This is a genomic window from Campylobacter concisus (assembly GCF_015229965.1).
Lineage (GTDB): Bacteria > Campylobacterota > Campylobacteria > Campylobacterales > Campylobacteraceae > Campylobacter_A > Campylobacter_A concisus_BD.
Genome location: NZ_JAAKZB010000008.1, coordinates 35540 through 53171 on the forward strand (window position 1 = coordinate 35540; position 17632 = coordinate 53171).

Genomic DNA, 17632 nt, shown 5'->3' on the forward strand with positions numbered 1-17632 from the left:
GATTAAAACTTGCCTTGCATTTTTGCCCAAAATGTCTAAAAAGTGATATAAATTTACGAAATTTACGCACTTATCTTAGATGCTTGTCTGTAAGCTCTAAGATCATTTTTGCAATGTTTGCATCTATCTGTTTTAGTGCCTCTTCTATCTCGCAAATAAGCTCATCTTTTTTCTTTTTTGCACCAGATAGGCCAAGTAAATTTGTAAATGAGTTTTTAGCTAGATCGTTATGCACGGGCTTTCCAGCGGCCGCTTCGTCGCTTGTAAGATCGATGATATCATCTTGTATCTGAAAAGCAAGCCCAAGCTTTAGCCCGATATCATAAATTTTCTCGCACTCTGTTTCGTCTAAATTTACTATCATAGCGCCCATTTTTAGGCTAGCAGCGATGAGCTTTGCGGTCTTGTGGATATGCAAAAAGACTAGCTCATCAAGGCTTAGCATCTTGCCAGAGAGACCAAATTTAGCCTTTGCTCTTTTGATGTCCTCTTTGTTTGTATTTTCAAAAAAACAATCAAGTGCCTGCCCTAGCACCATGCCGCTAACGCCAGCATTTTGGCTTAAAATTTCAACGCACTTTATACGAGTGTCAGCTGGCAACTTGGCACGTGAAATTTCATAAAAAGCATGCGTATTTAGCGCATCTCCTGCAAGTATCGCAGTCGTCTCGTCGTATGTGACGTGAAGCGTTGGTGTGCCGCGCCTAAGGCTTGCGTTATCCATCGAAGGCAGATCATCGTGGATGAGCGAGTATGTGTGCATCATCTCAAGCCCCAAAGCCACTCTCATAGCCTTTTGCGTGAGGCTTTTATCGACATTTTCCACCACACCAAGAAGCAAAAGCGCCCTAAAGTGCTTGCCTCCAGCCTTTAGCATAACGCCAAGCGCCTCCTCATAGTAAGGGTGAAAGCTAGACGCCTTTGGCAAATTTGCATTTAGAAATTTTACGAAGTCCTCAAGCAGGCTCATTTTGGCACTCTTGCAAAGAACTGAAAGTCATTTCTAGTAAATAAAAGCACGAAATTTTGCAGATCGCTGATCTTTTCTAAAAGCTCCTCGCGGCTATTCACACTCTCTTTGTTGTAGCCTAAAATTTTATCGCCGATCTTGATGCCAAAGATGTCAGCATTTGACTTTGGCTCAACCTTAGTAACGACTAAATTTTTATCAACCGTGATACCATAATCCACCAAAACTTTATCATCTAGCAAGCTCTCAGGCGACTTTGGCATGACATTTAAATTTGGCAGATCAAGGCTCGAAGGAGCGTCTATATCAAGGCTTTGGTTAAATTTCACATCCCCGCTTACTGGCACTTGAAAGAGTAGCTCCTGCCTATCACGCTTCACGATGATGTCCAGTTTTGCGCCCTTTGGAGCAAAAAGCACCATCTCATTTAGCTCTCTTAGGCTCTTTGGCTTGATGCCATTTATCGTAACAAGCTCATCATCAACCATCATCATCTTGCCTCGGCCTAGTGGATCAACAAGACCCACAAAAAATTTATCATCTTTTTGTAAGAATTTCACGCCGATATCGCCGTAATATACGTCATCGTAAGATACAAAGTGCTTTAAATAGCGATTTGGTATAAATTTATCAGCTCCAACAGCTATGCCTATCATCTTACAACAAGGCGTGTTTATCTCGCCAGTTGCGTTATACTCGAAGCTTAGCGTGTCAAAGTCGCCTAAATTTTGCCCCAAAGACTTGATATGACCCATGACAGTGTTGTTTGCGTCATTTAAGATGCCAACCCAGGTGCTCTTTTTTATGCGCTCTTCATTAGTCTCATCAGCCATCACTACAGGGCTTAGCTCCTTGCTAGAGCGGACCAAAAAGAGCTGCAAATACGGGTCAAATTTGACATATTCACCAAGTGGCGCTCCCTCGCTTTTTGGCACTGCGATCAAATTTTTAGTGATAGCCACGCCAAAGTGTTTATTTACCGAGACGATTGAGTTTTTATTCTTTTCAAAGCAGGCGTTAAAATCCTCTTGCGTAGGCCTAGGATCGGCGTTTAGGCAAAGCGCTGATAGCAAAAAAGCAAGGGCAAATTTATAATTTAGTCTCATTTTATCCCCATCGAAGCAAGGCCGCCAAGCATCCTTGAAGCGGTGTTTTTCTTATCAGCCTCAACTGACTTTAGCACGTCATTTACGGCGCTTATTAGCAAAATTTGCATGCTCTCTTTATCTTCAAGCAAGCTATCATCTATGCTGATATCAAGTATCTCGCCGCTGCCGTTTGCTCTAACGCTTACCAGTCCGCCGCCGCTTTTTGCTCCAAATTCTTTATTTTTGCTCTCTTCTTCCATCTGCTTGGCTTGCTTTTGCACATCCTCAAGCATCTGCCCCATCTTTGAAAAGTCAAATCCCTCAAACATCGCCTACTCCTTTATGATCTCGTTTTTGTTATTTACATGCACGATGGTTGGCTTAAATTTCTTAGCCTTTTTAAATTTCATACTAGCATAAGCCACGATGATGACCACGTCGCCAACGCAGACCTTTCTAGCAGCTGCGCCGTTTAGGCAAATTTCGCCTTTTTTGCCCTTTATCACGTAGGTGGCAAATCTCTCGCCGTTATTTACGTCTAAAATTTCAACCTTTTGATTTTCTATCAAATTTGCAGCCTTTATAAGCTCCTCGCCGATGCTGATCGAGCCAACATAGTTTAAATTTGCGTCTGTTACGACAGCTCTGTGGATCTTGCTAGCTAAAATTTCTATATTCATTTTCTGCCTTGTTTAGTTTATTTGCACTCTATCACTGGTCTGTTTGCTAAAAATTTCTCGTTAAATTTCTCTGCCTTTAGCGTCTTTTCTAGCTCGTCAAGAGTTTTGAAATTTCTGGCAAAAGATACGCCGACTAGCCCACACTCACTCGTTTTTGTAACATCTAGTGTTATCTCGTAGCTGTTAAATTTTGGATTATTTGGCTCTGGATAGTAAATTTCCTCACGGTAAGAGCTGTCGCTACCTATCTTTTCTATCTTAAATTTGCCCTTTTTTGGATCTGTGGTTTTTTTTATCGCTGTTATAAAATCATCTATGTTTTTGATGCTTGGCGCATAGGTAACGCTGATTAGCTTACTCCATCCATAGCCGCCCTCATCTTCCAAATAATACTCCACCGTAAATTCATTTTGGTATTTTTGGTGATAAATTTGGCCGTCATACTCTATATTTTGAGGTAGGTTGCTCACCAGATAGCTCTTTTGGTTTGCGCTAGATTGTAGCTTTTGCGGCTCTTTTTGAGCAGTGGTACATCCTAGCAATAGTGCAACGCAAGTAGCCGTAAAGGCTAAATTTAAAATTTTCATCGTTTTTCCTTTCGTAAGTTATCTAGATAAAATTTCAAGCACCACTTCTTTGTCGCTAAATGGGTGCTTGACGCCTTTTATCTCTTGATATGGCTCGTCGCCTTTGCCGAGTATGACAAGCGCCCAGCCGGGCTCTAGCTTGCTAATGGCTAGAGCGATCGCCTCTTTGCGGTTGGCGTTTCGTATCAAATTTTCATTTTGGCTCATGCCAGCGCAAATTTCATCGATTATGCTCTCTGGCTCTTCGCTTCTTGGATTGTCGCTTGTGACGATGCAAATTCTTGCGTATTTTTGGGCTATCGCTCCCATTTTAGGGCGCTTTGTCCTATCTCTATCGCCGCCTGCGCCAAAGACTGCGATCAAATTTAGATGTCTAAGCGAGTTTAGCACCTTTTCGATGCCATCTGGCGTATGGGCAAAGTCCACGATGACTAGCGGATCACTGCTAACGACCTCCATCCTGCCGCTCACACCTTTAAATTTACTTATCGCCTTTGAAAGTGCGGCTGCGTCTGGGCGCTCTAGTAAGCAAACGGCACCAAGGGCTGCGATTAGGTTGTAAAGATTAAACTCGCCTTGAAGGCTTGAGTCTATCTCCACATCGCCATTTGGCGTCTTGATAACTGCGTCTATGCCGTCCTTTAGCCCATAAACTATCGGCGCAAAGCTGGCTGGCTTTTTGAGTGCGTATGTGTAAGCGTTTTTTGGGTTAAATTTAACGCCGCCATCGTCAATGTTTATGAGTTTTACGCTCTCATCGTCAAAAAAGCTTGATTTTACCCTAGCGTACTCCTCCATGCTCTTGTGGTAGTCGAGATGGTCTTGAGTTAAATTTGTAAAAATTTTAAGGGCAAATTTTAAGCTCTCTATGCGCTTTTGAGCGATCGCGTGCGAGCTAACCTCCATCACGAAGTACTCACAGCCCTGCTCGCTGGCTACTTTTAGGTATGAGAGCGTCTTTAAAATAGCACTTGTCGTAAGCGCCTTGTCGTCTATCTGCTCGCCCTCTATAAAAGCTCCTCTGGTGCCACTTAGACCGCATTTTTTGCCTAAATTTCGCAAAGTCTCGTAGATAGCCGCAGCCGTTGTGGTCTTGCCATTTGTCCCTGTGATGCCAACTATTTTTAAGCTTTCATCGATCTTTAAAAGCTTTTTGCACTCTTCAAGAGTGATTATCTTAGCGCCTTTTTTTGCCGCGTGTTCTACAAATTTCGCATTTGCAGTAGTTTGCACAAAGTATGCACCCTGCTCGCACTCGTTTGAGTCATCTGTTATGAAGCTATTTTCTACTGATATTTTCATCGTTTTGTCTTTTTTGTATCTCTTTAAAAAGCTGATCTATACGCTCGTCGCCGCCAAACATCACCGCCGCACTCTCAAGGTAGTTCATGCTCATATCGATGAAGTCATTTTTTATCAAATTTCCTAAAAATTCCAAAAAATCGTCTTTATTTGAGATCATCACCTTTGTTGAGAACATGATGTTTTCAAAGACCTTTTTAAAGCTGCCGTCCTTATAAACAGCCCTTTTAAAGTCCTCGTAGCTGATCGCGTCTTGCTCTTCAAAATACTCGCTCTCCTCATCTCTGGACTCTAAAATCTTTAAAATTTCCTCCACGCCCTCGTCGTCTTCGCCAGCTCTTACTTTCGCCATGTAGTAGTCAAACAAGAGCTTTGCCTCCTCGGCATTTTCCTCGCCAAGAGAGCAAATTTGTATCAAAAATAGTAAATTTTTCTCCTGCGTCTTTTCGTAGGCTAGTGAAAAGTAAAAGATCGCGTCTTTAAATTTAGAGCGTTTGAAATATTTTATGCCTATTTTTTTATAATCTATCAATGTCAAATTCCTCGCCGATCGGAACATTTATGACCTCAAGCTCTGGGTGAATATCTATGCGAAGCTGCCTTTCGATGCCGTATTTTAGCGTGGTTGTGCTAGCTGCGCATCCGTGACAATGTCCTGTGAGTCTTACGTAAATTTTGCCGTTTTTTATGCCAAGTAGCTCCATGCCGCCGCCGTCATTTTCAAGCATAGGCAGCACCTTTTGCAAACTCGCAGTCACTGGTTTTAAAAGCTCTTCATCACTAAATGGGATCATATTTTTTCCTTAAATTTTTTAGCTATTATAGCAGATAAAGTTCAAACAAACGTTTTCTAGGCTTTTGCTGGGGGGCGTTTTGGCTTTAAATTTTGGTGGTTTTTCGTGGAGAAAAAGGGCAAATTTGCCCTTTAAGTTTAGTTTAGTAGAAGTGATTTTATATCTATTTTATGCTCTATCATCTTACTTTCAAGCATAAATTCTTGCGTAGCTTCAAGAGCTTTTATATCATCAGCCGTGATCTTTGAGCTAAAGTCGTACTGAGGATACATGCTCTTTACCGCCTCTATGCTAAGCCCAGTCTCTTCGGCTGTAAATTTAAGCGCCTCATCCTCATTTGCCTTGATGTAGGCTAAAATTTCATCCTGAGCCTTTTTAAATTTCTCAACTACGTCTTTGTGCTTTTTATAAAACTCTCCGCTTGTTGCCGTGACGATAACTGGTGTGATGACTCCTTTGCCAGTTGTCACTACATTTAGGCCTGATTTTTGAGCGTTATAGGCTGCTGGTCCTGCAAGAAGCGCTGCATCGACGCTGCCATTTTCAACTGCGGCTTGCGCAGCTGGGATACCCATAGAGATGAACTCTACGTCGTTTATACTAAGCCCGCCAAGTGCTAGGTATCTCACCAAAAGCTCGTTTAGGATAGTGCCTTTTGGGCCTGCTACTTTTTTGCCTTTTAGATCTTTTGGCGACTTGATGTTTTGGTCCTTAGAAAATATGACAAAGGCCTCTGGTGCCCTTGAATAGGCGCTTATGATCTTTATGTCAGCCTTATTTGCAGCTGCAAGTATGACCGAAGTGCCGCCCACGCAGTTTAAAAACTGGAGCGAATTTGAAGCGAGCGCTTGCGTCTGCTTCGCACCCGAGGTGATCTCAGAGTACTCAACAGGCATGCCAAAAGACTTCGCGTAAAAGCCTTTAAATTTATCGACGATCGATGGGACGTTTAGCGGCGATTTGACGTAGGTCATGCCGATCTTATCTAGCCCTTCGCTTGCATTTGCGACTAGACAAAGCAAAGAGGCCGCACACAAAACCTTAAAAAACTTTCTCATACTTACTCCTTTTAAAATTTTCAAGATTATATAATTTTTTGCTTCATTTTGGTTTTAATTATCATTTTATTTGTCTAAATTTCACTCAAAATTTTGCGTTTTATCGCTATTAGCTCATCGCTTAGTAGATCTCTTGGCCTTGCTAAATTTGATAGCTCGTAGTTTGACTTTATCCCGCCCTTTTCAAGCAAGATGATCTCATCAGCCAAAAATAGCGCCTCATCGATGTTGTGAGTGACAAAAAGGATGGTTTTATCAGCTTGTATTTTTAGGATTTCTGCCTGCATGCTAGCTCTAGTAAATGCGTCAAGTGCGGCAAATGGCTCGTCCATGAGGATCAAATTTGCCTCGTACGCAAGCACTCTTGCAAGCGAAACGCGCGAGCTCATACCGCCAGAGAGCTGCGAAACTGCGGCAAATTTAAAGTCGCTAAGCCCTATCATAGATATCAAGCTACCTATCTTTTCAGCCTCGATATCCTGCTTTTTAAGCGCAAAAACGATGTTTTCATAGACGTTTAGAAATGGCATGAGACGGGGCTCTTGAAAGACAAAGCCGATCTTTGCTTGCTCTTTAAATTTTATCTCGCCCTGACTCACGCTCTCAAGGCCAGCGATAAGGCGTAAAAGCGTAGTTTTACCGCATCCGCTTCTGCCAAGTATGACGGTGATCTTATCTTTTTTTATGTTTAAGCTTAGCTCTCTTAAAACGTCGATCCGCTTTTCGCCTATAAAAAAATGCTTGGATAAATTTGAAATTTCTATCATTTCTCACCTCGCAAAAGGCTAAATTTCGCTATCAAAAGCAAAAAGAGCCTATCTATAAGCACGCCGCAAATGCCGATCGTAAAAATGCCCACAAATATCCTATCTGCGCGTGAGAGCTCCTCGGCGTCAAGGATTAGGTAGCCCAGCCCGCTTGAGGCCGCTATCATTTCAGCTCCGATGATCGCTCGCATGGCGTAGCCAAAGCCTATTCGCATGCCAACAAAGATATCTTTTAGGGCGCTTTTTAAGATGATCTTGTAAAAAATTTCAAATTTGTTAAAACCAAAAATTTTACCGACTTCGATGAGCTTCACGTCGCAGCTCGTTAGCCCCTTTTGGATACTTAAAAACATCGGGAAAAACGAAGCTAGGATGATAATGATAATTTTTGGCGTCTCGTTTATACCAAACCAAAGCACCAAAATGGCGATCAAACTAAGCGGCGGGATATTTCTAAAAAACTCCAGTATCCACTCGTAATAAACACTGATCTTTGGCAAAAGTGCCGCTATACCGCCAAGCACGAGCGCTAGGGCAAACGAGAGAGCATATCCTGTAAATATACGCTTAAAGCTGATAATGGTATGCGCAGCAAGCTCGCCACTTAGGCTCATGCCATACATCGTTTTTATCGTAGCTAGCGGACTTGGCAAGATATACGGTGTGAAAATTTCTAGCTCGCAAACGACCTGCCAGATGGCAAAGATTGCTAGGATCAAAACACTCTTTTTAAAAATCTCCCTCACAGCCCATCTCCGTTGTGACAGCCGTTTTCGCAGTATAAAAGCTCGATGATCTGGTAGTTTTTAAGCTCGCTAAATTTATATGAAAGGGCGTTTTCTATCTTCTCCTTACTACTAAGACTTAGTGTTTTTACGCCCAAATTTGCGAAAAACCCCGGTGGTACCGGACTTTGCTCGATGTTGCGCTTCTTTAAATTTATAGCGTTTTGCTCCCTAAAACTTCTCCACGTCAAAAATGTGGTTCGCTCCAAATTTAGCCCTCTACCAAGCTCTGCTAAGTCCTCACAAGGCGTCGTCACGTAAAGCCACTCGTCCTCTTTTAGCTTTGCGCTAAGCTCAAGCGCGCTTTCTATTAAAATGGGGTTTAAATTTGAGATGAATGCGGACTGCTCTTTGAAATTTGCCCTAATGAAATTTACAGCCCTCGGACAGCGGCTATCGTAAATAAGCTCCTTTTGCGCAAGAGCGTTTTTGTATGCGTTTTTTACGCTTTTAACGTGGTCTTTTTCGCACTCTACTACGCTAAAGCCTTTATCTTGCAAAATTTCTTTAAGTGCTGCAAAGTCGTAGATGTTTTTTACAACAGGATTTAACCAAACCACTTTTTTCATAAGAGCTCCCGTCAAATTTAAAGCAAAATGTAATAATTAAAATCAAAATTGTATCACTTGAAAGTAAAAAGATGGCTTTGGGAGTTAAATTTATAAAACAGCTAGACTTTTACGTCTAAATTTCGCTTTTTCTGGCTTTTCTCCATCAATTTTAGTATATCTATGCCGCTTTTTTTCAAGGCGCATCAGCTCTTTAAGGTAGGCAAATTTCTCATCTTTATCGATATCAAAGGTCGCTAGCTTCTCCGCTTCGGCCGATCACCTAGACATAGACTTTGTTGCCGTCAAGCTTATCGGTATTGTGCACATTGTAGTTTGAGTGTGATTAACTAACATTGTATTTTTATTGTAAATTTCGCACTAGGATTGAGCCACAAAATATCTAAAAGGATTTTATATGAATAAAAAAATTTTAATTCTAGCTTTGGCTTTATCTTTGTCAGCTTCACTTTTTGCAGGCGACAATGGCTCAAATATGTATAGTCGTAGCAGCTTTATAGAAAAAGAGAGACCAGCCTTAGACAAAGAGACTCAAGAGCTCATTAAGATATATAGAGAAACTCCATCAAAAGAGAATTATAATAGATTAAGAGCCAAGGTCGGGGCTAATTATGATGCGGTAATTGCTAAAAAGAGAGCAAAATTAGAAGAGCTAAAAGAGACAGCTAAAGACAAATCTTTGGTGAATGAGATGCAAAAAATAGTTGATGATATGCTTGCTGAAAGAGAGCATAGGATTGATACTACTATGGCTAGATTTGGTGATCCAAGATTGCTGCCAAATGCAAGAACACCTGTTAATGGATTTTTACCTATTATAGGTGCAAAAGAAAATCTTTATATCTCTTATGCTCCAGTTACCAACGAAGAATATAGTCTATTTTGTAGAGAAACAGATAGAAAATGTTTAAATAAAGGTGGCAGTGATACCCCAGCTAACAATATCAGTTACGATGATGCCATGGCTTATGCTAAATGGTTATCTAATAAAAAAAGGATAACTTTAAGATTGCCAACAGAGGAGGAGTGGGAGTTGGCGGCTGGTCACATGCCAAAAGATGCCCAGATGAATACAGCAAAACAATCAGACAAACCTCTATCTATTTACGCCAATAAAAAGACGTTGTCGGCTGTTGGAGCTATCGATATGTGGGGAAATGTTTGGGAGATGACTTCGACTTTTAAAGATGCAGATGACATTATCGTAAAGGGCGGCTCTTTTAAATCTGCAAAAACTGAGTGTAGAACAGAAAATAGAGACGAAATTAGAAACATTCATAAATCTTATGATGATTTAGGATTTCGTTTGGTATGGGAGAAGTAGGCATTTGCCTACTTTATTTTTGCCTCAGCGCATAGTCCAGCCACCTATCTTTAAATTCTTCTACACTCATGTCCTTATCAAGTATCTCGAAGCCCTCCACATGGCTCTTGTGTCCAAGTCCGAGCAAGGTGCCGCTATCATCTTTTGACGTGTACTCTTTCGCGAAGAGATCGACGTTTGTTGGATAGTATCTGATGATCGATTCGTAAAGTCTTCCAAAGCCAAGCGTCTCGGTCTGGCTAACAAAGCTTTTAAGCTTCATCTATCTCGTCTTGGCTCATTTGCTTGTCGTATCCCATGAGCTTGCCCCAGATGCTTATCTTGCCATTAGCAGCCATGCCTGTGAGCGAGTTGTCTTTAGCAAATTTTAGCGGCTCATCATCTTTGCTAAATTTACTCTCATTTATCTGGTTTAAATTTATCTGATCGCTGCTTTGGTTGGCGTTTTTGACTAAATTCTAAGATGAGAAATTTAAGGAATTTTCGTCTGCACTGGGCTTACTACAGCTAGCGCTTTGCTCCTTAATATTTTGAAAGCTGCTATATAAATTTATATTGCTCCGTTTACGTCACCTATCATCTCATATCCTTTGAGATAGTTAAAACCAAGATCGTCCCTTTTAGTGTAAAATTTAGAAATTTGTAGAGTTTGACTTGTAAATTTAGGTTAGCTTGGGTCTGGATAAATTTGGATAATTTAAAATTTGCTTTGTAAAAATTTGCGTCTATCGGTTTTTTATTATATCTGGTTCATATATTTTGGTTTGGTTTTATCATATACAACTCCGTATATTTGTCACATCATAGGCTATTTCGGATCAAATTTATGTCATCTTATCCGCCACCCTAGTTACATTGGCCAAGCCCTTTTTGTAGTCTATCAAAATTTAGAATTTTGAAACTTTTTGGAGCATAAATTTTAAATTTGTTTTTTGAATAAATTAAATTTGAGATAGTTTGCCTGGATGATTTGCTCTGCTTTTGCATCATAAATAAACTTCGCAAACTAGCTTTTAAATTTGACCCACAACCGCTCAAAATACAAATACTTTCTAAAGCAAATATCACGAAAAATCAACGAAGCAAAATTTAAAAACCAACTAGCTCTAAATTTAGAAATTTATGGTGTTAGCTTTGAAATTTAATAGATAAGTTGAGCTAGAAATTTAAAACCTCATTTTGGAAGTTTTTGGCATAAATTAAGAGTGTTTGCTTGCGTTTTTGTGCTTTAAAACCGCTATAAATTTACTTACATCAACTATTTTAACCTATCGCAGCAGCTCATCTAAAAGCCACGAAATAAAAATTTATAATGCTCCGACTTGTAAATTTGCCACAGTCCAAGATGGATAAATTTAAAACAAAATTTTTTTAAAAAAACGTAAAAAGATAATTTTAGAAATAAAAGAGAGCCAGATAGGCTCTCTGGGGATTATTCAGCTACTAGCTCTATATAAGCCATCTCAGCTGCGTCGCCCCTGCGAACGCGAGTTTTGATGATTCTTGTATAGCCACCGTTGCGCTCTTTAAATTTTGGAGCCACTTCAGTAACTAGCTTATTTGTAGTCTCTTTGTCTTGCAATGAAGCAAATACTGCTCTGTGAGCGTTAGAGTCGCCCTTTCTAGCTCTTGTGATAAGCTTTTCAACATAGCTTCTAAGCTCTTTTGCTTTTGGTAAAGTTGTCTCTATCTTTTCGCTTTTGATGATAGCTATCGCTAAATTCTTAAGCAATGCAGATCTATGAGATGACGTTCTACCAAGTTTGCGATATCCGTGTTTATGTCTCATCTATTGTCCTTTTATTCTTTTGCACTCATTTGTGATTTTAGCTCGGTTATTTTCTTTCTGAGTTGCTCTTTGCTATCTTTTAACACATCGACACCAACTGGATAGCCTATCTCTTCCATAACCGCTTTTATCTCTTCAAGAGATTTTTTACCTAAATTTTTAAGCTCTTTAAGCTCATTTTCGTCCATCAACGCAAGCTCACCGATAAATCTAATATCGGCTTTATCAAGGCAGTTAAAACTTCTAGCGCTTAAATTTAGATCTTCTACACTAGAAAGTAGCTTTGAGAACTCGCCGCTTGCACTTGAACTAGCAACTGGGGCGCTGACATCAATATCTAAAATTCCTTTAAATACTGACATTTGTTGATACATAGCTTCTAAACAATTTTTAAAAGCTTCTACTGGACCAACTTGACCATCTGTTGTTATCGTAAATACGATCTTCTCGTAGTCTGGGTCATCTTCAACCAAGACATTTTGTATCTCATAAACTGCTTTTTTAACAGGTGTAAAGAAAGCGTCTAGTGCGATATACTCGTCTTCGATCTCTTCTCTGATCTCTTCACTAGGAACATATCCGATACCTTTTTGGATGATAACTGAGAAATTTAACTCAGCATCTTCGTTGATGGTTGCAAGATATGCGTCTGGATTAACGATCTCAACTAGGTCGTTATTTAGGTCAGCTCCAGTTATCTCTTTTGGTCCTTTAAAGCTATACTCTATAACTTCACGTTCACTGCCGCTTTTTAATTTAAATCTGATCTTTTTCAAATTTATAATAAAAAATGCCACGTCTTCAAGCATGCCGCGCATACTATCAAATTCGTGACTAACGCCTTTTATCTTGACACCTATAGGAGCAAAGCCTACCGTACTTGTGTAAAGAAGACGGCGTAGTGGGTGAGCCAAAGTAACAGCATAACCTGCTTCAAAAGGATATGCTGTAATGTTAGCGACATTTTCGCTAACACTTTTAACTTCTATTTCAGTTGGCATATAAGCTGATGTAGTAATCTTTCTCATCTTTATACCCTCTATTATTTTGAGTAAAGCTCTACTATAAATCTTTCCTCAACAGGAATGATAACCTCTTCTCTTTCTGGATTTCTAGTGAAAATTCCAAATTTTTTCTCTTTTTCCACATCTACCCAAGCAACGATGCCAGTTTGAGCTGTAAGATCGATCGCGCGAACGATTTGTGGATTGTTTTTAGATTTCTCAGCAACTTCTACTTTAGAGCCTGGCTCTACTCTGTAAGATGGGATATCTACTCTCTTGCCATTTACTAAAATATGTCCGTGAGTTACAAGCTGGCGAGCAAAACGACGAGTCGTTGCAAAGCCCATTCTGTAAACAACATTGTCTAATCTCTGCTCTAGTAGTTGAACCAAAAGAGCACCAGTGTTGCCCTCGCGGCGTGCTGCTTCTTGGAACAATCTTCTAAATTGTTTCTCTGAAACACCATACATAAATTTAGCTTTTTGCTTCTCGCGAAGTTGTAAGCCATATTCACTTATTTTTGCTCTTCTTTGTCCGTGTTGTCCTGGTGCATAAGGTCTTTTTTCTAAAGCGCTTTTACCAGCAAGTCTTCTTTCGCCTTTTAACGCAAGAGACACACCAAGACGTCTTTCTAATTTTTCAACAGGTCCTGTATATCTAGCCATAATAATTTCTCCTAATTTTATCTAATTATACGCGGCGGCGTTTTGGCGGTCTGCAACCATTGTGTGGTAAAGGTGTGATGTCTTTGAAGAAAGTTACTTTTATGCCTTCAACACCACCTACACTCTTAACAGCCGTTTCACGTCCGCTACCTGGACCTTGAACCTTGATGCCAACTTCTTTAATGCCGTGTTCTTTTGCTTTATTTAAAGCATCTTCTACAGCTTGTTGAGCTGCATAAGGAGTTGATTTTTTACTACCCTTAAAGCCTAAGCCACCTGCACTACTCCATGCAATAGCATTTCCCATTTCATCAGTTACAGTTACCATAGTGTTGTTAAATGTTGCACTGATATAAACGATACCTTTGGCTATGCTTTTTCTAACTACTTTTTTCTTAACAATTTTTCTTTTCGCCATTTATTATCCTTTAACCCTTGCCTTACTTAGTAGCCGCACCGACAGTTTTACGTCTGCCTTTTCTGGTTCTAGCATTAGTTTTAGTCTTTTGACCACGAACAGGAAGACCCTTTCTATGGCGAAGACCTCTATAACTTCCAAGATCCATAAGAGCTTTGATATCCATAGCAACTTGTTTTCTTAAATCACCCTCAACGACGTGGTGCTCTTGAATTTCTTTACGGATAGCTGCCGCTTCGTCTTCGCTAAGCTCATAAACTCTCTTGTCGTAAGAAATTCCAGCTGCGTCAAGGATTTGACGAGATTTATAAAGACCTATACCATAGATATAAGTCAAACCATACTCGATTCTCTTTTTGTTTGGTAAATCTACACCTGCAATACGTGCCATGCCTTATCCTTGTCTTTGTTTATGTTTTGGATTTTCGCAGATAACACGAATTATGCCACTACGTTTGACAATTTTACATTTGTCACACATCTTCTTTACAGAAGGACGAACTTTCATTTTAGTCTCCTAAAAATTTATTCCACTTTTTTAGGGGCTGCATCAGGTCTAAAGAAATAATTTAAACCAACTATTTTCAAAATAAGTGGGGAACTTTGAAAATAATTCTTCATACAGCTTTTCGCAAAGCTTGGATTTTACCCAAAACCAGCTTTAAATTTACTTAGCATATTTGCCACAAAATCAAATTTACTTATATCTATAAGTGATCCTGCCCTTGTCTAGGCTATATGGCGTAAGTTCTACTTTTACGCGGTCGCCAGGCATTATCTTTATATAATGCATTCTCATCTTTCCGGCGATATGACATAAAATTATATGTTTGTTGTCAAGCTCAACTTTAAAAGTTGCATTTGGCAGTGCTTCAACAACATTTCCATCAATCTCAATGACATCGTCTTTTGCCACAAACTCTCCTTTCTTTAAATTTGCTATAAATTTTACGCTTGGCTTAAAATTTCGGCTTTGCCATTAACTATCGCCATGCAATGCTCATAATGGCTAGTTCTCAAACCATCTTTTGAGGTTACTTTCCAGTTATCGCTTCCTAAAACTGGCGTGCCATCTTTTTGGCAGATCATCGGCTCTATACAAAAAACCATTCCCTCTTTTATCTTTGGTCCAGCTTTTGGGTTGTTTCCTTCAAGATAGTTTGGAATTTCTGGCTCTTCATGTGGCCTTTTGCCTATGCCATGACCGCAATATCCGCGCAAAGGTACATATCCTCTACCAAGAATAAATTTCTCAAGCTCGTAGCTAATCTCTTTAAAATGCATACCAGCTCTTATAAAATCAATCGCAAAATAAAGCGCGTCTTTTGAGCAAGCGATCAAAGCTTCGTCTTCTTTTGAAATTTTACCAACTCCAAATGTCCTAGCCGAATCGCCAAAATAACCATCTAAATTTGAGCCAATATCAACACTAACGATATCGCCCTCTTTTAGTTTGTATTCGTTTGGAATTCCGTGTATTACCACTTCATTGACGCTTATGCAAGCTGCATTTGGAAAGCCATAAAGCCCTTTAAAGGCAGGTTTTGCTCCAGCGGCTCTTATCATATCTTCGCAAATTTTATCTATCTCAAGAAGGGAAATTCCAGGTTTTATGATCGTAGAAACATGATCAAGTGTTCGAGCGACGATCTTGTTCGCCGCTCTCATTTTCTCTATCTCAGCTGGTCTTTTTAGCGTGATAGACATTTTATAGACCTACTGCACTTAGAGTTTGGTATTTGTTTGTATAAGACTGAGCTTCTATACGTCTCATAGTATCAAGTGCTACTGAAACCACGATAAGAACTGATGTACCACCAAAATAAAATGGTACGCCCATAGTCTTTACAAGTACCCAAGGTAGTGTTGAAATGATACCCAAGTACAAAGCACCACCTAAAGTTAGCCTGCCAGCTACTTCATTTAGATAGCTAGCTGTACTCTCACCTGGTCTAACACCTGGGATAAATCCGCCTTGTTTTTTCAAATTTTCACTTATATCTTTTGTGTTAAACACGATAGATGCGTAGAAAAACGCAAAGAAGATGATAAATAAAAATGTCAAAACGTTAAACATATAGCCATTTGGACTTAAAAAGTCGTTGATAGCCTGAATTACTGGATTTGTACTAGCTTGTAAAATAGTACTTGGAAACATCAAAATCGCGCTAGCAAATATCGGTGGGATAACGCCACTTAAATTTACTTTGATCGGTATATAGTTCATTATACGCTTGTTTTGATTTTCCATTATCACTTTTCTTGAGTAAGAAATAGGGATACGTCTTTCGCCCATCTCGACAAAGATAATAGCACCAATGGTCGCTAAAATAATTACCAAAATAGCGATGACTGTTAGGAAATTCATCTCAGAAGTATTTACCAAATTTACAGTTCCGCCGATCGCACTAGGTATGCCAGAGACGATGCCCGCAAAGATGATAAGACTTATACCATTGCCTATACCGCGCTGCGTGATCTGCTCACCTATCCACATAAGTAGCATGGTGCCAGTTAGCATAGATACAGCAGAGATCGCAATAAATAAATTCATATCTATCATGATAGCTTGCTCGCCACCACGACCGCTTAAGCTTTGAAGTCCGATAGAGACGCCGATTGATTGTACAAGAGTGATAACGATAGTTGCATAACGTATGATTTGCATATATTTTTGCATACCGTCGCGCTCTTTTTTCATCTGACCTAACTTTGGAAATGTCGCTGCTAGAAGCTCCATGATGATCGAAGCTGTGATGTAAGGCATGATGCCTAGAGATATGATGCTTAAACGCTCAGCGGCTTTACCACTAAACATATTAAATAGACCCAAGGCGTTGCTATTGTTTGAATTAAAAAATTCTTTAATTACGTCGACATTAACACCAGGAACTGGCACATAAGCCAGTATCCTGTATGCGAACAAAAATGCCAACGTGATTAAAATCTTGTTGGTCAGTGTTTTATCCATTATTTTGTTCCGCTAACGCTAACGTTCTCGTCTTTGACCTTAGAAGCAAGAGCTTTTGCGCTTGCACCGATTAGTTTTATCTTAGTAACGCTCTTTGAAATTTTATGAACGCTAGCTATTGTTGCGATTGAAATTTCCGCAAGCTCTTTTATAGCTGCGATCTTTTCAACATTGATAACATAAGGTTTTTCAAATTTAGAAGCAAAGCCTACCTTTGGAAGACGTCTTTGAAGTGGTTGTTGTCCGCCCTCAAAACCTCTTTTTTCATTGTAGCCTTTTCTTGCTCTTTGACCTTTATTACCTTTGCCAGCAGTTTTGCCATTGCCACTGCCTTGACCACGACCTATTCTTTTAGTTGCATGAGTTGAACCTGCAGCAGGTGTTAATTTTTCTAATGCCATCTTAACTCCTTTCTCTTAGCTTTTTAGCAAACTAAGTGCTTTTATAGTAGCACGAACGACGTTTGCTGAGTTGTTTGAGCCAAGTGATTTAGTAAGGATATCCTTAATACCTGCAAGCTCGATAATAGGACGTGCACTACCACCAGCAATAACACCAGTACCTTCGCTAGCTGGGCGAAGTAGCATTCTACTTGCGTTGTATTTTACCTCTACATCGTGAGGGATAGTTGTGCCCTTGATCTTAACGTGGATAATATTTTTAAATGCGTCGTCAATCGCTTTTCTCATCGCATCTGGCACCTCTTTAGCTTTGCCATATCCAAAGCCAACTAGGCCATTTCTATTACCAACAACAACTAAAGCTGTAAATCTAAATCTACGACCACCTTTAACAACCTTTGTAACCCGACCGATATCGACGATTACTTCTTCAAATTCTTCTCTATTATATTTTTCCATC

The 17632-nt window shown here is 39.8% G+C and carries 26 protein-coding genes; 2 read left to right on the plus strand and 24 right to left on the minus strand.

Features of this window, described 5'->3' with window-relative positions; all coding sequences use genetic code 11:
* Positions 1–70: 70 nt before the first annotated feature.
* From G6W43_RS04860 to G6W43_RS04915, 12 genes are all read right to left on the minus strand, one after another.
* The gene (locus G6W43_RS04860) at positions 71–970 is read right to left on the minus strand and encodes a polyprenyl synthetase family protein (RefSeq protein WP_149712527.1); all 900 of its coding nucleotides are present in this window, start codon (positions 968–970) and stop codon (positions 71–73) included.
* On the minus strand, positions 967–2076 hold the full coding sequence (locus tag G6W43_RS04865) for a DUF7488 domain-containing protein (RefSeq protein WP_194169293.1): 1110 nt from the start codon (positions 2074–2076) through the stop codon (positions 967–969). The genes G6W43_RS04860 and G6W43_RS04865 overlap by 4 nt, the downstream gene beginning before the upstream one ends.
* Entirely contained in the window at positions 2073–2387 is a 315-nt protein-coding gene (locus tag G6W43_RS04870; protein WP_002941513.1) for a YbaB/EbfC family nucleoid-associated protein, read from the minus strand. The genes G6W43_RS04865 and G6W43_RS04870 overlap by 4 nt, the downstream gene beginning before the upstream one ends.
* Before the next feature lie 3 nt (positions 2388–2390).
* Positions 2391–2738, minus strand: coding sequence for an aspartate 1-decarboxylase (gene panD, locus G6W43_RS04875; protein ID WP_002941539.1), 348 nt, complete (start codon positions 2736–2738; stop codon positions 2391–2393).
* A gap of 17 nt (positions 2739–2755) precedes the next feature.
* Complete coding sequence (locus G6W43_RS04880) at positions 2756–3325, minus strand: hypothetical protein (protein WP_103569882.1); 570 nt, start codon at positions 3323–3325, stop codon at positions 2756–2758.
* An 18-nt stretch (positions 3326–3343) separates the two neighbouring features.
* The gene (locus G6W43_RS04885) at positions 3344–4627 is read right to left on the minus strand and encodes a UDP-N-acetylmuramoyl-L-alanyl-D-glutamate--2,6-diaminopimelate ligase (protein ID WP_103569883.1); all 1284 of its coding nucleotides are present in this window, start codon (positions 4625–4627) and stop codon (positions 3344–3346) included.
* Positions 4605–5159: a hypothetical protein gene (locus G6W43_RS04890; protein ID WP_009295268.1), complete on the minus strand. Its 555-nt coding sequence runs from the start codon at positions 5157–5159 to the stop codon at positions 4605–4607. The genes G6W43_RS04885 and G6W43_RS04890 overlap by 23 nt, the downstream gene beginning before the upstream one ends.
* Complete coding sequence (locus G6W43_RS04895) at positions 5146–5421, minus strand: NifU family protein (RefSeq protein ID WP_009295267.1); 276 nt, start codon at positions 5419–5421, stop codon at positions 5146–5148. Before G6W43_RS04895 ends, G6W43_RS04890 begins: the two co-directional genes overlap by 14 nt.
* Before the next feature lie 137 nt (positions 5422–5558).
* Positions 5559–6479 carry an ABC transporter substrate-binding protein gene (locus tag G6W43_RS04900; RefSeq protein ID WP_194169294.1) on the minus strand — a complete coding sequence of 307 codons (921 nt, stop codon included), beginning with the start codon at positions 6477–6479 and terminating at the stop codon, positions 5559–5561.
* Positions 6480–6553: 74 nt separating this feature from the next.
* Entirely contained in the window at positions 6554–7246 is a 693-nt protein-coding gene (locus G6W43_RS04905) for an ABC transporter ATP-binding protein (RefSeq protein ID WP_194169295.1), read from the minus strand.
* Entirely contained in the window at positions 7243–7965 is a 723-nt protein-coding gene (locus G6W43_RS04910) for an ABC transporter permease (RefSeq protein ID WP_242040039.1), read from the minus strand. Before G6W43_RS04910 ends, G6W43_RS04905 begins: the two co-directional genes overlap by 4 nt.
* A 23-nt stretch (positions 7966–7988) precedes the next feature.
* Positions 7989–8600, minus strand: a complete 612-nt coding sequence (locus tag G6W43_RS04915; protein ID WP_194169297.1) for a hypothetical protein — start codon at positions 8598–8600, stop codon at positions 7989–7991.
* A gap of 397 nt (positions 8601–8997) precedes the next feature.
* Here G6W43_RS04915 and G6W43_RS04920 point away from each other — a divergent pair, with 397 nt between their 5' ends.
* Positions 8998–9924, plus strand: coding sequence for a formylglycine-generating enzyme family protein (locus G6W43_RS04920; RefSeq protein ID WP_103617602.1), 927 nt, complete (start codon positions 8998–9000; stop codon positions 9922–9924).
* Between the two features lie 13 nt (positions 9925–9937).
* Here the strand turns inward: G6W43_RS04920 and G6W43_RS04925 are convergent, their stop codons facing one another.
* Positions 9938–10186, minus strand: a complete 249-nt coding sequence (locus tag G6W43_RS04925) for a hypothetical protein (RefSeq protein ID WP_103617601.1) — start codon at positions 10184–10186, stop codon at positions 9938–9940.
* A 23-nt stretch (positions 10187–10209) separates the two neighbouring features.
* Between G6W43_RS04925 and G6W43_RS04930 the strand changes: the two genes are divergently transcribed.
* Positions 10210–10350, plus strand: coding sequence for a hypothetical protein (locus G6W43_RS04930; protein ID WP_194169298.1), 141 nt, complete (start codon positions 10210–10212; stop codon positions 10348–10350).
* A gap of 1006 nt (positions 10351–11356) precedes the next feature.
* Here G6W43_RS04930 and rplQ read toward each other — a convergent pair.
* The 11 genes from rplQ to rpsE form a co-directional block, all read right to left on the minus strand.
* On the minus strand, positions 11357–11713 hold the full coding sequence (rplQ, locus tag G6W43_RS04935) for a 50S ribosomal protein L17 (protein WP_002941584.1): 357 nt from the start codon (positions 11711–11713) through the stop codon (positions 11357–11359).
* 11 nt (positions 11714–11724) lie between these two features.
* Complete coding sequence (locus G6W43_RS04940) at positions 11725–12741, minus strand: DNA-directed RNA polymerase subunit alpha (protein ID WP_002941564.1); 1017 nt, start codon at positions 12739–12741, stop codon at positions 11725–11727.
* A 14-nt stretch (positions 12742–12755) separates the two neighbouring features.
* Positions 12756–13382 carry a 30S ribosomal protein S4 gene (gene rpsD, locus G6W43_RS04945; protein ID WP_002941501.1) on the minus strand — a complete coding sequence of 209 codons (627 nt, stop codon included), beginning with the start codon at positions 13380–13382 and terminating at the stop codon, positions 12756–12758.
* Positions 13383–13407: 25 nt separating this feature from the next.
* The gene (rpsK, locus tag G6W43_RS04950) at positions 13408–13800 is read right to left on the minus strand and encodes a 30S ribosomal protein S11 (RefSeq protein WP_002941551.1); all 393 of its coding nucleotides are present in this window, start codon (positions 13798–13800) and stop codon (positions 13408–13410) included.
* Positions 13801–13822: 22 nt separating this feature from the next.
* Positions 13823–14191: a 30S ribosomal protein S13 gene (rpsM, locus tag G6W43_RS04955; protein WP_012140556.1), complete on the minus strand. Its 369-nt coding sequence runs from the start codon at positions 14189–14191 to the stop codon at positions 13823–13825.
* A gap of 3 nt (positions 14192–14194) precedes the next feature.
* Positions 14195–14308 (minus strand): 50S ribosomal protein L36, encoded by a 114-nt coding sequence (gene rpmJ, locus G6W43_RS04960; RefSeq protein WP_002941545.1) that lies wholly within the window; start codon positions 14306–14308, stop codon positions 14195–14197.
* Between the two features lie 189 nt (positions 14309–14497).
* Complete coding sequence (gene infA / locus G6W43_RS04965) at positions 14498–14716, minus strand: translation initiation factor IF-1 (protein WP_002848031.1); 219 nt, start codon at positions 14714–14716, stop codon at positions 14498–14500.
* A gap of 32 nt (positions 14717–14748) precedes the next feature.
* Complete coding sequence (gene map, locus G6W43_RS04970; RefSeq protein ID WP_103617600.1) at positions 14749–15507, minus strand: type I methionyl aminopeptidase; 759 nt, start codon at positions 15505–15507, stop codon at positions 14749–14751.
* A 1-nt stretch (position 15508) separates the two neighbouring features.
* The gene (gene secY / locus G6W43_RS04975; RefSeq protein WP_009295263.1) at positions 15509–16771 is read right to left on the minus strand and encodes a preprotein translocase subunit SecY; all 1263 of its coding nucleotides are present in this window, start codon (positions 16769–16771) and stop codon (positions 15509–15511) included.
* Positions 16771–17172 carry a 50S ribosomal protein L15 gene (gene rplO / locus G6W43_RS04980; RefSeq protein ID WP_103576381.1) on the minus strand — a complete coding sequence of 134 codons (402 nt, stop codon included), beginning with the start codon at positions 17170–17172 and terminating at the stop codon, positions 16771–16773. Before rplO ends, secY begins: the two co-directional genes overlap by 1 nt.
* Positions 17173–17187: 15 nt before the next feature.
* Positions 17188–17631 carry a 30S ribosomal protein S5 gene (gene rpsE, locus G6W43_RS04985; RefSeq protein ID WP_002941646.1) on the minus strand — a complete coding sequence of 148 codons (444 nt, stop codon included), beginning with the start codon at positions 17629–17631 and terminating at the stop codon, positions 17188–17190.
* Position 17632 lies beyond the last annotated feature (1 nt).

Coding starts and splice junctions, on each gene's coding strand:
- G6W43_RS04905 (WP_194169295.1), bottom strand. CDS start 7,246: ATGATAGAAATTTCAAATTTATCCAAGCATTTTTTTATAGGCGAAAAG.
- G6W43_RS04915 (WP_194169297.1), bottom strand. CDS start 8,600: ATGAAAAAAGTGGTTTGGTTAAATCCTGTTGTAAAAAACATCTACGAC.
- rpsM (WP_012140556.1), bottom strand. CDS start 14,191: ATGGCACGTATTGCAGGTGTAGATTTACCAAACAAAAAGAGAATCGAG.
- rplO (WP_103576381.1), bottom strand. CDS start 17,172: ATGGCATTAGAAAAATTAACACCTGCTGCAGGTTCAACTCATGCAACT.
- G6W43_RS04920 (WP_103617602.1), top strand. CDS start 8,998: ATGAATAAAAAAATTTTAATTCTAGCTTTGGCTTTATCTTTGTCAGCT.
- secY (WP_009295263.1), bottom strand. CDS start 16,771: ATGGATAAAACACTGACCAACAAGATTTTAATCACGTTGGCATTTTTG.
- rplQ (WP_002941584.1), bottom strand. CDS start 11,713: ATGAGACATAAACACGGATATCGCAAACTTGGTAGAACGTCATCTCAT.
- rpsD (WP_002941501.1), bottom strand. CDS start 13,382: ATGGCTAGATATACAGGACCTGTTGAAAAATTAGAAAGACGTCTTGGT.
- G6W43_RS04870 (WP_002941513.1), bottom strand. CDS start 2,387: ATGTTTGAGGGATTTGACTTTTCAAAGATGGGGCAGATGCTTGAGGAT.
- G6W43_RS04865 (WP_194169293.1), bottom strand. CDS start 2,076: ATGAGACTAAATTATAAATTTGCCCTTGCTTTTTTGCTATCAGCGCTT.
- G6W43_RS04880 (WP_103569882.1), bottom strand. CDS start 3,325: ATGAAAATTTTAAATTTAGCCTTTACGGCTACTTGCGTTGCACTATTG.
- G6W43_RS04860 (WP_149712527.1), bottom strand. CDS start 970: ATGAGCCTGCTTGAGGACTTCGTAAAATTTCTAAATGCAAATTTGCCA.
- map (WP_103617600.1), bottom strand. CDS start 15,507: ATGTCTATCACGCTAAAAAGACCAGCTGAGATAGAGAAAATGAGAGCG.
- G6W43_RS04895 (WP_009295267.1), bottom strand. CDS start 5,421: ATGATCCCATTTAGTGATGAAGAGCTTTTAAAACCAGTGACTGCGAGT.
- panD (WP_002941539.1), bottom strand. CDS start 2,738: ATGAATATAGAAATTTTAGCTAGCAAGATCCACAGAGCTGTCGTAACA.
- rpsK (WP_002941551.1), bottom strand. CDS start 13,800: ATGGCGAAAAGAAAAATTGTTAAGAAAAAAGTAGTTAGAAAAAGCATA.
- G6W43_RS04925 (WP_103617601.1), bottom strand. CDS start 10,186: ATGAAGCTTAAAAGCTTTGTTAGCCAGACCGAGACGCTTGGCTTTGGA.
- rpmJ (WP_002941545.1), bottom strand. CDS start 14,308: ATGAAAGTTCGTCCTTCTGTAAAGAAGATGTGTGACAAATGTAAAATT.
- G6W43_RS04885 (WP_103569883.1), bottom strand. CDS start 4,627: ATGAAAATATCAGTAGAAAATAGCTTCATAACAGATGACTCAAACGAG.
- G6W43_RS04940 (WP_002941564.1), bottom strand. CDS start 12,741: ATGAGAAAGATTACTACATCAGCTTATATGCCAACTGAAATAGAAGTT.
- G6W43_RS04900 (WP_194169294.1), bottom strand. CDS start 6,479: ATGAGAAAGTTTTTTAAGGTTTTGTGTGCGGCCTCTTTGCTTTGTCTA.
- rpsE (WP_002941646.1), bottom strand. CDS start 17,631: ATGGAAAAATATAATAGAGAAGAATTTGAAGAAGTAATCGTCGATATC.